Annotated in this window: 12 protein-coding genes; 6 read left to right on the forward strand and 6 right to left on the reverse strand. The window is 54.5% G+C overall.

The window, feature by feature from the left end; all coding sequences use genetic code 11:
• Positions 1-232: 232 nt before the first annotated feature.
• Entirely contained in the window at positions 233-2419 is a 2187-nt protein-coding gene (locus tag ACMHXI_RS06635; protein WP_144438549.1) for an OsmC domain/YcaO domain-containing protein, read from the reverse strand.
• A 402-nt stretch (positions 2420-2821) separates the two neighbouring features.
• Between ACMHXI_RS06635 and hmpA the strand changes: the two genes are divergently transcribed.
• Complete coding sequence (hmpA, locus tag ACMHXI_RS06640) at positions 2822-4012, forward strand: NO-inducible flavohemoprotein (protein WP_144438550.1); 1191 nt, start codon at positions 2822-2824, stop codon at positions 4010-4012.
• Positions 4013-4033: 21 nt separating this feature from the next.
• Here hmpA and ACMHXI_RS06645 read toward each other — a convergent pair whose 3' ends face one another.
• The 3 genes from ACMHXI_RS06645 to ACMHXI_RS06655 form a co-directional block, all read right to left on the reverse strand.
• The gene (locus ACMHXI_RS06645; RefSeq protein ID WP_025010789.1) at positions 4034-4945 is read right to left on the reverse strand and encodes a cation diffusion facilitator family transporter; all 912 of its coding nucleotides are present in this window, start codon (positions 4943-4945) and stop codon (positions 4034-4036) included.
• A 41-nt stretch (positions 4946-4986) separates the two neighbouring features.
• Positions 4987-5391, reverse strand: a complete 405-nt coding sequence (locus ACMHXI_RS06650) for a hypothetical protein (RefSeq protein ID WP_139190658.1) — start codon at positions 5389-5391, stop codon at positions 4987-4989.
• A gap of 140 nt (positions 5392-5531) precedes the next feature.
• The gene (locus tag ACMHXI_RS06655) at positions 5532-6395 is read right to left on the reverse strand and encodes a DJ-1/PfpI family protein (protein WP_071237279.1); all 864 of its coding nucleotides are present in this window, start codon (positions 6393-6395) and stop codon (positions 5532-5534) included.
• Between the two features lie 222 nt (positions 6396-6617).
• On the opposite strand from ACMHXI_RS06655, the gene ACMHXI_RS06660 reads away from it, so the two are divergent.
• Entirely contained in the window at positions 6618-7589 is a 972-nt protein-coding gene (locus tag ACMHXI_RS06660; RefSeq protein ID WP_071237278.1) for a GlxA family transcriptional regulator, read from the forward strand.
• Positions 7590-7698: 109 nt separating this feature from the next.
• Here ACMHXI_RS06660 and ACMHXI_RS06665 read toward each other — a convergent pair whose 3' ends face one another.
• Positions 7699-9297 (reverse strand): AbgT family transporter, encoded by a 1599-nt coding sequence (locus tag ACMHXI_RS06665; protein ID WP_037467409.1) that lies wholly within the window; start codon positions 9295-9297, stop codon positions 7699-7701.
• A 629-nt stretch (positions 9298-9926) separates the two neighbouring features.
• Between ACMHXI_RS06665 and ACMHXI_RS06670 the strand changes: the two genes are divergently transcribed.
• The 4 genes from ACMHXI_RS06670 (at position 9927) to ACMHXI_RS06685 (ending at position 12854) form a co-directional block, all read left to right on the forward strand.
• Positions 9927-10496 carry a LemA family protein gene (locus ACMHXI_RS06670; RefSeq protein ID WP_071237277.1) on the forward strand — a complete coding sequence of 190 codons (570 nt, stop codon included), beginning with the start codon at positions 9927-9929 and terminating at the stop codon, positions 10494-10496.
• A 21-nt stretch (positions 10497-10517) separates the two neighbouring features.
• Complete coding sequence (locus ACMHXI_RS06675) at positions 10518-11552, forward strand: DUF3137 domain-containing protein (protein WP_045283957.1); 1035 nt, start codon at positions 10518-10520, stop codon at positions 11550-11552.
• A gap of 197 nt (positions 11553-11749) precedes the next feature.
• A complete protein-coding gene (locus tag ACMHXI_RS06680) occupies positions 11750-12397 on the forward strand; it encodes a lytic transglycosylase domain-containing protein (protein ID WP_081782944.1) in 648 nt (215 codons plus the stop codon).
• A 25-nt stretch (positions 12398-12422) separates the two neighbouring features.
• Positions 12423-12854: a hypothetical protein gene (locus ACMHXI_RS06685; RefSeq protein ID WP_144191615.1), complete on the forward strand. Its 432-nt coding sequence runs from the start codon at positions 12423-12425 to the stop codon at positions 12852-12854.
• A 147-nt stretch (positions 12855-13001) separates the two neighbouring features.
• On the opposite strand, the gene ACMHXI_RS06690 is transcribed toward ACMHXI_RS06685, so the two are convergent.
• Positions 13002-13859, reverse strand: coding sequence for a 23S rRNA (adenine(2030)-N(6))-methyltransferase RlmJ (locus ACMHXI_RS06690; protein ID WP_025010798.1), 858 nt, complete (start codon positions 13857-13859; stop codon positions 13002-13004).
• Between the last annotated feature and the right edge of the window lie 99 nt (positions 13860-13958).

Genomic DNA, 13958 nt, shown 5'->3' on the forward strand with positions numbered 1-13958 from the left:
GCTCTCGCACAGGCGATCCTGTGACACGCTGCGAGTACATCCTTGTAAGCTCTGCCTCGCCATCCCTGGCTCGGAAGGTCACAGTCCCGCCTGTGCCTGGAATTAGGCGTATATCTGCAGCTGAATACGACACTTTGGGGTGAGGAATTGCACCGACTCCCCCTCGGTGTCGTCGAAAGCCGTTGTTGCAAATAAGGATTATCAAGGGGCACACACGCCCCTTGAACTTAAACTACTTCTTGGCGGCCAGCTTAGCCCTTGCGGCATGCAGCTTCTTGTAGCTTTCGATCAGCCGCTGGTGTTTTTCCAGGCCTTCGAGCTGCATATTGGTTGGGGTCAGGCCGTAGAAGCGCACTGTGCCATTGACCGAACCTATGGTGGCATCCAGGGTTTCCTGGCCGAACATACGTCCTAAGTTGTACCGGTAGTCATCCAGCTCGAGTTCATCGTCCAGACTGAGCTCCAACACCGCCTGCAGGCATTGATAGAAGAGGCCACGAGCGACGGTATTGTTGTTGTACTGCAGGAAGGTTTCGGTCAGCTCCAGCGCTTCTTCCAGCTCACCTATGGCCAGACAGATCAGCAGTCTAAGTTCGAGTATCGTCAGTTGGCCCCAGACGGTGTTTTCATCAAACTCTATGCCTATCAGGGTGATGATATCCGTGTAGATATCCAATTGGCTGTCTTCGAGGCGCTCGGACAGGCTTTGCAGTTGGCTGTCGCTGAGGCGATGCAGGTTAAGAATATCTTCTCGGTAGTCCAGCGCCTTGTTGGTGTTGTCCCAAATCAGATCCGATACCGGATACACCTCGGAGAAGTCTGGCACCAGGATCCGGCAGGCGTTGCCTATCTCGGTAAACTCGGCGATGTAGACCTCTTTGCCCATATCTTCAAGAATCCCGAACAGGCTCTGGCTCTCTTCGGCGTTGCTGCCGGAGAAGTCCCATTCGACAAACTCATAGTCCGGCTTGCTACTGAAGAAGCGCCAGGAGATCACCCCGCTGGAGTCGATAAAGTGTTCAACAAAGTTCTCCGGCTCCTGCACCGCCATGCTGTTGAAAGTAGGCTTTTGCACATCGTTGAGGCCCTCGAAACTGCGGCCCTGCAGCAGTTCAGTGAGGCTGCGCTCCAGCGCCACCTCAAAACTGGGGTGGGCGCCGAAGGAGGCAAATACGCCGCCGGTGCGGGGGTTCATCAGAGTCACACACATGACGGGGAACTGGCCACCGAGGGAGGCATCCTTGATCACCAGCGGAAAGCCCTGGGCTTCCAGCGCCTCTATGCCGGCCACTATCGAAGGATACTTGGCCAGCACGGCTTTCGGCACCTCAGGCAGAACCAGCTCCTCTTCTATGATGCGGCGCTTCACCGCCCGCTCGAAAATCTCGGACAGACACTGCACCTTGGCCTCATCCAGATTGTTACCTGCGCTCATGCCGTTGCTGAGATACAGGTTTTCAATCAGGTTGGAGGGGAAATACACAGTCTCGCCATCGGACTGACGCACATAGGGAATGGCGCAGATGCCGCGCTCGACATTGCCCGAGTTGGTGTCGATAAGGTTGGAGCCGCAGAGCTCACCATCCGGGTTGTAGATTTCCAGACAATAGTCATCGAGGATCCCGGGCGGCAGCTCATCGTTGGGGCCGGGTTGGAACCACTTCTCATTGGGATAGTGAACAAATTCGGCGTTGGCGATCTCGGGGCCGAAATACTGGTCGTTGTAGAAGAAGTTGCAGCTGAGACGCTCGATAAACTCGCCCAGGGCCGAGCAGAGCGCGCTCTCTTTGGTTGCGCCCTTGCCGTTGGTAAAACACTTGGGCGAAGCGGCGTCACGGATATGCAGCGACCAGACGTTGGGCACCAGGTTACGCCAGGAGGAGATCTCTATCTTCATCCCCAATTCGGCCAAGGTGTTGGTCATGTTGGCTATGGTCTGCTCCAACGGCAGATCCTTACCCAGAATAAAGGTGCTGTGGCTGTCATCCGGCTTAAGCATCAGCATCGCCTGGGCGTCCTGATCCAGGTTATCCACGGTTTCCAGCTGGAACTCGGGGCCGGTCTGAACCACTTTCTTCACAGTGCAGCGGTCGATGGAACGCAGTATGCCTTCACGGTCTTTGTCAGAGATGGTGTCCGGCAGTTCCACCTGAATCTTGAAGATCTGGTTATAACGGTTTTCCGGGTCGACTATGTTGTTTTGCGACAGGCGAATGCCTTCGGTAGGAATATCGCGGGCGACACAGTACACCTTCACAAAATAGGCGGCGCACAGCGCTGATGAAGCCAGAAAGTAGTCGAACGGGCTCGGCGCCGAGCCATCGCCCTTGTAACGGATTGGCTGGTCGGCAATGACACTGAAGTCATCAAACTTGGCTTCGAGTCTGAGGTTGTCGAGAAAATTTACTTTGATTTCCATTGGATAGTTCCGAGTTACGGCGGGGTTTCCCGCTCGCCCGATGACACTCGCCGCAGCGGTAAAACCGGCGACCGGCTGTGATCTGGGTCAAATTGAGCAAAATTGGGGGAATTATCCGCTTTTTAGCGGCAAAAGTCATTGTTGGCCAAGACTGTTGGCCACTGAAGGCGACTCGGCTCCGGCACCAGAAAAGCGAACCAAAGAAGCAAACCAGAGATGCGAACAAGCCAGAATCAGGATCCAGATACGATAAAACATAGATATACATCACGCACACGAGTGTTTTTGCGAACCATACTGAATGCCTGACAGATCCAGTCAGGATTTTTATTGATCCAAATCAAATGCATGTTTATTTTATCGCGGAACATATAACTTAAATGAATCTTTGAGGTTGTCTTTATGTTGGATCAACACACTATCCAAGTGGTCAAGAGTACCATTCCCCTGCTGGTTGCCGCCGGCCCAGAGCTGACCAAACACTTCTATCAGCGCATGTTCCACCACAATCCTGAATTGAAAGATGTGTTCAACCTGGCTCATCAGCATAAGGGCGATCAGCCTGTAGCCTTGTTCAATGCCGTCGCCGCCTATGCCCAACATATCGACAATCTGGCTGTTCTCGGTGAAGCCGTGGAAAGAATTGCCCAGAAACACACAGGCTTTCTGATCAAACCCGAGCAATACGCCATAGTCGGCAAGCATCTGCTAGCCACTCTGGAAGAACTCGGTGGCGATGCCGTCACGCCAGAGGTACTGGGCGCCTGGGAGAAGGCTTATAGGGTGTTGGCCAATATCTTTATTGGCCGCGAAGCACAGATTTATGCCGATGCCGCAGGCAAACAAGGAGGTTGGAGCGGCACCCGCACCTTTGTTGTCAGCAACAAACGCCGCGAGTCTGCCGCCATTACCTCCTTCGAACTCACGCCCAAGGATGGCGGCCCTGTGGCCGATTTTAAGCCAGGGCAATACCTGAACCTCAAACTCAGCCATCCGGCGCTGGCCCATACCGAGATCCGCCAATACTCATTGTCGGATGCCCCCAACGGCCGCAACTATCGCATCAGCATTAAACGTGAAAACGAAGGATTGGTTTCCAACCTGCTGCATAATGAATTCGATATTGGCAGCGAGCTTGAGCTGATCCCGCCGGCGGGGGATTTTTTCCTGAATACTGAGCCTGACACCCGGGTTGTACTGCTATCTGCCGGAGTTGGCCTGACGCCTATGCTGAGCATGTTAAACAGCCGCCTGCAGCAAGACTGCGCCGAGACACTATGGCTGCATGCCTGTGAAAATGGCGCCCAGCACGCTTTTGCCGAAGATATACGCCGCAAACAGGCCGAGCAGACAAATCTCAAGGCGCTGACCTGGTATCGCCAGCCGCTTGAGACTGATATTCAGGGACAGGATTATGACCTGAATGGCACCATGGTGCTGGAACCGATAGCGGCCATGCTGCCATCCGAGGGCCAATTCTACTGCTGTGGCCCCATAGGCTTTATGCAGAGCATCAAGGCGCAGTTGCTGGCCCTGGGTATTGGGGAAACGCAGATCCACTATGAAGTGTTCGGCCCCCATCAAGGGCTCTGATGCAGCCACACGGGCGCCGCTTCAGGCGCCCTGTTGCAGTAAGCCTTCTTCTTCGGGCTGCTCTTCCAGCGGCTCCACATGGATAAACACCGCCGCATGGGGGATGGCAGCCATCAAGGCCTGCTCGATACGGTCACAAATGGCATGGGAATGGCCAACACTCATCTCCTTGGGCAAGGTCAGGTGGAAGTCGATATGACGCCGTCTGCCCGCCTGACGGCCACGCAAGTCGTGAAAGCCGCCTTCATTGGGACAGTGGTGCGCGATTATCTCGGCGGCCTGGTTAAGCTCCTCTTCGCTGATGCTGTGATCCAGCAGCGGCTTGAAGGCCTGATCCAACATGCTTATCGCTTCTTTGAGAATAAACAGTGCCACCCCTATGGCCACTATGGGATCCAGCAGCGCCAGATTATGGCCAAAATAACCACCCACCCAGATGAGCAGCAGCCCCACGGCTACCCCGAGCGAGGTGAGCACATCGGCCTTAAGGTGCAGGGCATCGGCCTCAAGCGCCACCGATTGCTCTTCCCTGGCCACCCGGTAGAGATAGGCACTGACGCCTGTGTTAACCAGCGCCGACAACAGCATCACCAATACCCCCCAGCCCAGGCCTTCCACCTCTGAGGGGCTGAGCAACTTGCCGACAGCCTCGAAAATAATCCAGCCGGCCGCCGCCAAAATCAACAGCGCCTCAATAACCCCGGAAACATTCTCTATCTTGTCGTGGCCGTAGGGATGATCCCAGTCAGGCGGCACATCGGCGCGGCGCACGGCAAACAGGGCGATCAAGGCCGCCACCAAATCCATGGCGGAGTGAATCGCTTCTGAAATGATACTGACCGAGCCACTGACAATACCCGCCGCCACCTTCATGATGATCAGCGAAATATTGGAGCAGACCGAGACCATGGCGGCTCTGGCTTTTCTGGACATCTATTGTTCTCCCTTAATACGGCTTGGGACTTGGACTATCGTCAGTCAAGGGTGATTACCTGGGCTCGTGCGCCCTCGCCCCGGTCAATCAACAGCAAAATCAGGCCAAACAAAACTTGTGTCGGCAATAGCAACACTAGCCAACTGCTCCACAGCAGGCTGTCGTCGACCCGAATAACAAACTTGAGTTGCAACGCCAGCAAAGCAAGCAGCCAGAGCGCAAAACAACGAAAACGGCAAAAGAAGCTGCCAAGGCCCATGAGCCACAGCAACCAAATAGGCTCCGGCCACCCACCGGCCCCCTCTGGAGTCAATTGCCCGGGCAGTTCGGCGCCGCTGAAATAGAGTTTACCGACCACGGCCGTGTCGCCTATCTCGGCGGCCAGGGTAAAACTCGTGGCCAACCAAGCCATTAGCAGCAACAAACGTGCAGATGAAAAACGCATGCGGGCCCAACCAACAAACCAAAGGGCCCGATAGTGTATGACAATAGAAAAAGTTCAACAATAGCTTATAGTTAGAACAAAAACGGAACCATTTTCGTCCTCATTTACAACGCCTTGAAGCTAAACCTTAAAGGCCTGTCTCAGGGATGCTTGATCCCCAAATTGCTTGCCAGGGCCTGCAGTTGGCTGCGGGAGTTGGAGGCAACCGCTTGCAGATAATCCATATAACCACCGCGCACCGCTTCCAACAAGGCAGGAGAAGCAAGCTTGGGCGAACCACTGTTAAAAGGGGGCTGGGGATCATATTCAAGCACCAGCTGTTTGCCGCGGGCTGTCTGCTCATCTGTCAGCAGCGACAACAGCAGCAAGCCAAAATCGATCCCTGAAGTGACCCCGGCGCCTGTGACTCGATTGCGGTCGTGAACCACTCTATCGACTACAGGCTCGGCGCCAAAGTAGCGCAAGTCCTGCAACACGCCCCAATGAGAGGTGGCCTTATACCCCTTGAGCAAACCGGCGGCCCCGAGAATAAATGAGCCGGTACAGACGCTGGTGACCCAGTCGGCCTTGGCGCCGACCCGAGCCACCCAGTCAATCATTTCGGTGCGCTCCAGCTGTTTGTATGGATTACTGGTTCCCGGAACGCAGAGAATGTTTGTCTGCTCAATCTCGGCAAAGGTTGCGGTTGGCATTAACCCCAAACGCTTATTGGCGCGGCTCTCAGCATAGACCACTTCCTTGTCGTACCAGACAAAGTCCACATCAAACTGTTCACCGGCGAGCACTTCAGCCGGCCCTATGAGATCCAGGGCTGTCATGCCCTCATACAGTACAAAGGCGATATGTGGCTTGCCGCTCGTGCTGGCTTTGGTGCCGGCGGGTAAAGAGTTTGCTGCCGGCCGTTGGCCTGAGGCGCCCGCGGCCAACGCTTGAGGTGCCACACCGCCCAGAGAGGCTGCGGCCAGCGTTCCCAGGCAGGATAAGGTAAAGTCTCGACGGTTCATAAACGCTCCTTTGAGTCAGAAAGTCCCGTTGAGATTAGTAACCTATTGCAGGCTGCAACAGCCGGTTACCGGCCAATTGCCGCAAGAGTCTGGCCAACTTGGGCAGGCTGTGATCCAGGCGGTCACTTTGGCCACAAGCCGCTGTACAGGGTTTTGAGCTTGAACTAGATTGCCTTGCACACATACGCTATTGGGCCGCCGGAATGGCGCCGGGCAGGAAACATGTCTTCAGCTCTTTCTCAACCTCAGCACAGGATTGCGATTCTGGTACTGAGAGATTTTGTCGCCTTCGATCTCGCCATTCCTTACCAGATGTTTCCTCTGGTTTCCCTGAGCGGCGGCCACAAACCTTACCAGGTAAGCTTTTGCGGCCCGGAGCAATCCATCTGCAGTGGCGCATTGAGCATCTCGGATATCGCCCCGCTTGAGCTGCTGAGTCAAGTGGATACTGTGATAATCCCCGGCATCCGCAATCCCCTGGCATTCAACGAGCCCGAAGTCCTTCAGGCGCTGCAACAAGCCGCGAGGGCCAGAGTACGACTGGCATCTATCTGCACCGGCGCCTGCGTATTGGCCGCCGCAGGCCTGTTGGATAACCTCAGGGCAACTACCCACTGGCAACTGACGCCCGAACTGGCCAAGCGTTATCCCAATATAGAGGTGGAAGAGGACATGCTGTTTGTCGACAACGGCCAGCTATTGACCTCGGCGGGATTGGCCGCGGGCCAGGATCTGTGTCTGCATATGATAGCCAGTGACTTTGGCGCCCAGGCCGCCGAGACCACGGCCGACTTCTTTGTGATGCCGCTCGAGCGTCAGGGTTGTCAGTCGCAAAGAATTCATCGCCAATGGCTGCCGCAGCAGCAACAGCTGGCCAATTTGCAACTCTGGTTGATGGACAATCTGCACCTGCATTTGACCTTGGCACAACTGGCAGAAAGAGCCTGTTTAAGCCAGCGTAGCCTGAACCGTAAGTTCCGGGAGCAAACCGGACTGGCGCCTATGGCGTGGCTGGGACAGGCGCGGATCCGCCGGGCGCAATCCTTGCTCGAGTCGAGCCATATGTCGGTGGAACTGATTGCCTCCAGCTGCGGTTTTGCCAGTGCCGCCGGTCTGCGAGACGCCTTCAAACGCGCCCTGGGGGTGAGCCCCAGCAACTGGCGCAAGACTTACTCTGGCTTTAGCCGTCCTTAAGCCGCGGCGCCGAATTGCCGAATAAAGCCAAAAGATTAAAAAAGGGGCTAGCGTATATCACCTAAGCCCCTTCCCACTAACATCCTCAGTCATTCACTGTTACAGACCATCAGCCCGCCGGTGAATAGTAGGTAGCCGCACCTGGGCCAACCGGCAGCCCCAGGCCGAATACCCAGAGGAAGAAGAACAGGGTCCAACCGACGAAAAACACCAGCGTGTATGGCAACATGGTAGCCACCAGAGTACCTATCCCCAGGTCCTTCTTGTAGCGCGCGGCGACCGCCAGGATAAGACCAAAGTAACTCATCATGGGCGTGATCAGGTTAGTCACTGAGTCACCTATTCGATAGGCCGCCTGAATGGTTTCCGGCGCATAACCCACCAACATCAACATGGGCACAAATATCGGCGCCGTCACCGCCCACTGGGCCGAGGCACTGCCGAGCATCAAGTTGATAAAGCCACACATCATGATAAACAGCAGGAAGACTATCGGCCCGGTCAGCCCCAGGGCACTAAGGGCATCGGCGCCGGTCACCGCCAACACGGCGCCCAGATTGGTCCACTTGAAGAAGGCCACAAACTGCGAGGCGAAAAACACCAATACGATATACATGCCCATGGTGCTCATACTGTGGGACATGGCGTTGATCACATCGGTATCTTTTTTCATGGTGCCCACCACCTTGCCGTATACCAGCCCGGGAATGGCAAAGCAGACAAAGATAAACACCACGATTCCCTTGAGAAACGGCGAGCCGGCCACTTCCCCCGTCTCGGGGTGACGCAGTGGGCCCCACTCGGGTACCACGGTCAAGGCCAAGACTGCGCCGAGCAGCAGCGCCGCCAAACCAGCCATTTTCAGCCCTTTTTTCTCCAGTTCGGTGACGGTTTCCATCCGCTGCTCTTCCAAATCGACACTGGCTTCAGAGACATCATAGCTACCGAGCTTGGGTTCAACGATTTTCTCTGTCACCAAGGCGCCGAGGAAAGAGATCACAAAGGTGGAGACAAACATGAAGTACCAGTTGACCTCGGGGCCCACAGTGTAGTCAGGGTCTATCATCTGCGCCGCCGCTTCGGTGATCCCGGATAACAGGGGATCCACGGTTCCCAGCAGGAGGTTGGCACTGTAGCCACCGGATACCCCGGCAAAGGCCGCCGCCAACCCCGCCAAGGGATGCCTGCCAAGAGAATGGAAGATCATCGCCGCCATGGGGATCAGCACGACATAACCCAGCTCGGCGGCGGTATTGGAGACGATTCCGGCAAAGACAATAGTCAGGGTAACCAGGCGCTTGGAGGCCCCCATCACCAGCGCCCGCATGCCGGCGGACAAGAGTCCTGAGCGTTCGGCAATCCCTACCCCGAGCAAGGCCACCAATACAGTGCCCAGCGGCGTAAAACCGGTAAAGTTGGTCACCAGGTTGGAGACTATCATCCGCAGCCCTTCGGCATTCATCAGGCTGACCACATGGATCAGGCCATCGGCGCTGCGGCCACTGGCGCCTTCGGGACGAGGATCTACCACAGTGACTTCAAAATAACCGGCAATGCCGGAGATCAGGATGACGGCTGCGCAAAACAACGCAAATAGTGTGATGGGATGTGGCAAAAGGTTGCCAAGGCGCTCCACCACATTGAGGAAGCGGATAAACCAGCCACTTTTGGCGGTTTCGAGCGGTTGCTGAGAATGATTGGACTGCATCTGATTTCCCTGTCTGCCGGCTCGGCTGCCGGTTCTATTTTCATGGTCGTAACATCTACGACAAGCGGCCGGCCATTTTGCCGTGACACTTTTAACTGAAACTTAACCTGGAAGAATGGCGGGAAATTAGAGGCAAAAAAAAGGACCCAGGGCGGGTCCATAAAGGCAAATTCGCTGAACTAATTCGCTTTGCCCCAACGTTGTGTCATTACAATTTACAATACGCTGTCTGAACCTTGCCTGAACATAATAAAAGCTGTTTGTAAATAGTATGATTCCATTTCTTCGCTTTGACGCACGGTAAACAGTTTTCCCATGGCCTATAGCGGCTTCCGACAGACTTGAGTCAAAAGTTGCTGTTTTTTTACCACTCAAAAATAGATAAATATTTCAAATGAATCATTTAGATAATGTTTCAATGTACTAAAAACGTACAGCCCAAACCTTTGATTTACAGGCTTTTGCTTAAATCTATCTTTAAAGCCATATAAGTGATGGTTTTCATTGACTTGGCAAGACTCGCCGTCAAGGGGCCAGCATAGGTTCAAAATCACAACAAAGATGCATTTGCGGCCATTTTATGGTTAGCTGGCGCAGTTCAGAAAAAACTGCATGGAACTTTAGCAAATATGGATGGATTTTTGTTGATACTGGCGATCGCCGTGATACTGATTTATCTCTGGTATGTCAGCCTGATAAAAAAACGCAACACGGCCCGTGAAGCCCTCTCCGGCATAGATGTCCAGCTCAAGAAAAGGGCTAATCTGCTGCCCAATATTCTCACCATAGCCAAGCGCTTCATGGATCATGAAAAACAGCTGTTGACCGAGATCACCGAATTACGCACGCAACTGACCCAAAGCTACAATCCGGCCGACAAAGATGCAGTAAAACAACATCTGGATTTGGCCAACCAGCTCAACAGCCGTGTCAGCCAGTTGATGGTGTCGGTAGAAAACTACCCTGAACTCAAGTCAGACAACACCATGTTGCAGGCGATGCAGACCTATAACGAAGTGGAGGCCCATATTTCTGCGGCGCGGCGTTTCTACAACTCGGCAGTCACTGAACTCAACAATGCGGTGGAAATTTTCCCGGGTTCAATCATAGCTTCCATGGCCAAGGTACAGGCTCTGCCCTTCTATGAGGCGGATGAAAGCGCCAAAAGTCCGGTCAATGCCGGCGACTATTTGAACTGAGACAGAGTAAAAGATTGACCCGTGAATATTATCACCTTCCTGATGGGGGCCAAGATTTCCCCGGTACGCCCGGGAAAAGGCTTACAGGCCCCCAGCGAAGATCTGCCCAAGCTGCAGCAATACTATCGCCAGCATATACAGCCCAAGGCCAGTAAGTATGAAAGACTGAGGATCAAGAGCCTCAAGCAGTGCCGAACTCGGGTAGCCCTGTTTGTACTGACACTTGTGGTGACTCTGCTGCTGGTTTGGCACTATTGGTACGACCTTATGTACTACAGTTCCCTTGGCCCGGAAGCTTCGTTTGCCCTCGCCCTTACCCCGGTTTTGCTGATGTTTTTCTGGTGTAAGAAACCCATCAAGGCGTTTCAAACACAGGTTAAAAAAGATCTGTTCCCGCTGATCTTCCGCTATTTCGGCGACGACTTTACCTTTAGTCCCAACGATGGTTTGCCACTGCGACCATTTCGTGATGCCGGCATTTTGCCCAAGCACGACATAGCACATTCCAGTGATTTTATTACCGGTAGCTATAAACAGGTCGAACTGGGGATCAGTGAATTAGTGCTGAAGTCAGAATATCGGGATAGCAAGAATAAGAAGCGTACCAGCGAGGTATTCAAGGGACTGGCCATGACCTTTACCGTGCCACAAAACTTCGGCTGCCATGCGGTATTGATCCGCGACCGCGGCCTGCTGGGGAAACTCTCTTCCAGCTATTCGGGGCTGAAGCAGATGAAGCTGGAAGATCCCGTGTTTGAAAAAGAGTTCGATGTCTTTGCCGACAATCAGATCAATGGCCGGGTGTTGATGAACCCCTTGTTTATGGAGCGTTTGCTGGACTTGAGCAAGAAGTTCGGCCGGGATCTGCGCTGCGCCTTCCACGGCAGGCAGCTGTTGATCCTGTTTCCCAGTAACAAGGATAGATTCGAGACCGCCTCCATCTTTGAGGGAGCCACCTTCGAAAAGGAGTTCAGCCAGATCCACAGTGAAATGCAGCAACTCTTTGCTATCATTGACATATTGAAACTGGAAACACGGGCGGGTTATCAGGCGTGAAGCACACTTCCGGCCAAGGACTCATCTCTTTGCTACTCTGGCTGCTGAGCTCGGCGCTGCCCTTTGCTGCGCTTGCCGGCACCGAGATACCTATGCCTTCGGAAAAGGCCTCCATGGGTGAAGAGCCCTCAGCTATGGATAAAGAGCATTCAGCCGTAGGAAAAAAGCCTTCAGCTATAAGTAAAGAGCCTTCAGTCATGGGTGAAAAAATTTCAGCTTTGACTAAAGAGCCTTCGACCAAACCCCGTATAGTGGCGCGTTACTCCGAACACGGCATCAGTGACAGCAGTCTGCCGAAGCGTAAAGTCTATCAGTACCGCCAGGCCAACGGTGTGATGGCGTTCAGCGACAAGCCCCCCGGCAGCCAGGAATATCAGATCATTCTCTATGATTGTTTCGCCTGCCGACCGGACTCCAAGGTAAACTGGCAGGCAATCCCTCTGTTTGACAGTGACTATGCCGCCGAAATCGCCCTCGCCGCCCAAACTTACAATCTGGATCCTGCGCTGATCCGGGCGGTGATCCACGCCGAGTCGGCCTTCAACGCCAAGGCCCTGTCTCGTACCGGCGCTATGGGGCTGATGCAGTTGATGCCGGATACCGCCAAAGAGCTTGGTGTCAGCAACGCCTTTGTGGTATCACAGAATATCGATGCCGGTAGCCGCTATCTGGCGCAGATGCTGGCCCGTTTCGATGGCGATATGACTCGGGCGCTGGCGGCCTACAATGCCGGCCCTACCACAGTGACCCAATATCGCGGCGTGCCACCCTACCCGGAAACCCGCGCCTATGTGAAACGGGTGAAAATTTTGCTGGAGCGCTACCGCAATTTGAGCCGCGCCTGAGAGGCGCAACAACAAGGAAGTGAAGATGTTTAACCTCAAGTCCCTCGGCCTTTGTGCCTGTCTGCTGATGCCCTTTTCCAGCGTAATAGCCTGTGATGACAGCCAACTTGGGCCGGTTCCCGCAACCGCCGAAGCGATAGCGGCAGTTAAGCAAGTCATGCAAAGCCACAAGGGCGAGCTAGACAACAGCATGAACGACGAGGAGATGCTGGATAAGGGCAGCCAACTGACCCGCACCATCTTCTGTGAGGCGGGCTACAGCCTCAAGGCCACTTGGGCCGCCTGGGCTCAGGATCAGTGGAACGAGCAGCCGGCTTACGATGGCCCCAACGGCATGGCGCTGCGCAATATGATGAGTATCAGTGCCTATTTGATAGAGACCAATCCGCAACAGGCGCTGGCGCTAGGGCTCATAGATGAGGCGACGCTGGCCGAGCTGAAAGCACTGTCGGAATAACTCACCACAGTCGCTATCACACAGTCGCTTAGGCGCCGTAAAGGCCACTGTTAACAGGCCGGGCCGTTAGTACACAGCTCGGTATCCGACTTAGTACCCAATTAATACCCAGTGACCCGGCCAACTGTTTTTATGATGGAACCAAGCTTACTCGCCCACTTCCCAGGAGACAGTGACGCTGCCGCCACCCTGATTGAGCCTGGGGTGAAGCCAGGCCAGCAGCTCTTCGGCCTGGGTATCCAACTGCCATGGCGGGTTGATGACCCACAGACCCGCCGCCGTCATACCGAATTCATCCGAGTCAGGCTTGATACTCTGCTCTATCCGTAACTGGCGCCGAATACCGCTGTCTTTCAGCTTCGTCAGCATGGCTTCAGTCTGGGCCCGATTGACGACCGGATACCAGAGCAGATACACCCCGGTAGCAAACTTGCGATGGGCCTTGATCAGGGTATCAGCCACATCCTGATAGTCACTCTTGAGCTCATAGCTGGGATCCACCAGCACCAGTGCCCGACGCTCCAATGGCGGCACGGCGGCCAACAGGCCCTGCAGACCGTCGCCGTGAACCAGCTTCACCTGACGGGCACCTTCAAAATACTCCTGCAGCAATTCGACATCGGTATTATGCAGCTCGTGCAGCAGCATTCTGTCCTGCTCTCTAAGGTGCATATCCACTATCGCCGGAGATCCGGGATACCAGGCCAGCTCATCTGTGGCTTGCTCCTCGTTGCCTTCGTTGAAATGGCGCACCGCCTCCAGATAGGCTGTCATCGCCTGCGGCACACTCGTTTCCTGCCAGAGCTTGCCTATACCTTCCAGATATTCCCCTGTCTTTTGGGCGAAATCATCTTCCAGCGCATAGCCACCGGCACCGGCATGGGTATCGATATAAACCAAAGGTTTATCTTTCTTCTGCAACAAGCTCAGCGCCTGCAACAAGATGGAATGTTTGAGCACATCGGCATAGTTGCCGGCATGAAAACCGTGACGGTAGCTGAGCATGGGTTCCCCAATGACTGACGGGTAAATGACCGCGGCATTATAGCTGCTCTGCCTGCGAGTTGCAGCCGAACGTATTCAGTCAGGTTGGCATTTGGCATA

Source organism: Shewanella sp. BJSY2023SW005 (assembly GCF_047314585.1).
Classification (GTDB): Bacteria; Pseudomonadota; Gammaproteobacteria; order Enterobacterales; family Shewanellaceae; genus Shewanella; species Shewanella algae.

What these genes read in the sequence shown, in the direction of transcription:
- ACMHXI_RS06650 (WP_139190658.1), bottom strand. Translation starts at nt 5,391, where the DNA reads ATGCGTTTTTCATCTGCACGTTTGTTGCTGCTAATGGCTTGGTTGGCC.
- hmpA (WP_144438550.1), top strand. Translation starts at nt 2,822, where the DNA reads ATGTTGGATCAACACACTATCCAAGTGGTCAAGAGTACCATTCCCCTG.
- ACMHXI_RS06690 (WP_025010798.1), bottom strand. Translation starts at nt 13,859, where the DNA reads ATGCTCAGCTACCGTCACGGTTTTCATGCCGGCAACTATGCCGATGTG.
- ACMHXI_RS06685 (WP_144191615.1), top strand. Translation starts at nt 12,423, where the DNA reads ATGTTTAACCTCAAGTCCCTCGGCCTTTGTGCCTGTCTGCTGATGCCC.
- ACMHXI_RS06680 (WP_081782944.1), top strand. Translation starts at nt 11,750, where the DNA reads ATGGGTGAAAAAATTTCAGCTTTGACTAAAGAGCCTTCGACCAAACCC.
- ACMHXI_RS06655 (WP_071237279.1), bottom strand. Translation starts at nt 6,395, where the DNA reads ATGAACCGTCGAGACTTTACCTTATCCTGCCTGGGAACGCTGGCCGCA.
- ACMHXI_RS06665 (WP_037467409.1), bottom strand. Translation starts at nt 9,297, where the DNA reads ATGCAGTCCAATCATTCTCAGCAACCGCTCGAAACCGCCAAAAGTGGC.
- ACMHXI_RS06645 (WP_025010789.1), bottom strand. Translation starts at nt 4,945, where the DNA reads ATGTCCAGAAAAGCCAGAGCCGCCATGGTCTCGGTCTGCTCCAATATT.
- ACMHXI_RS06635 (WP_144438549.1), bottom strand. Translation starts at nt 2,419, where the DNA reads ATGGAAATCAAAGTAAATTTTCTCGACAACCTCAGACTCGAAGCCAAG.
- ACMHXI_RS06660 (WP_071237278.1), top strand. Translation starts at nt 6,618, where the DNA reads ATGTCTTCAGCTCTTTCTCAACCTCAGCACAGGATTGCGATTCTGGTA.
- ACMHXI_RS06670 (WP_071237277.1), top strand. Translation starts at nt 9,927, where the DNA reads ATGGATGGATTTTTGTTGATACTGGCGATCGCCGTGATACTGATTTAT.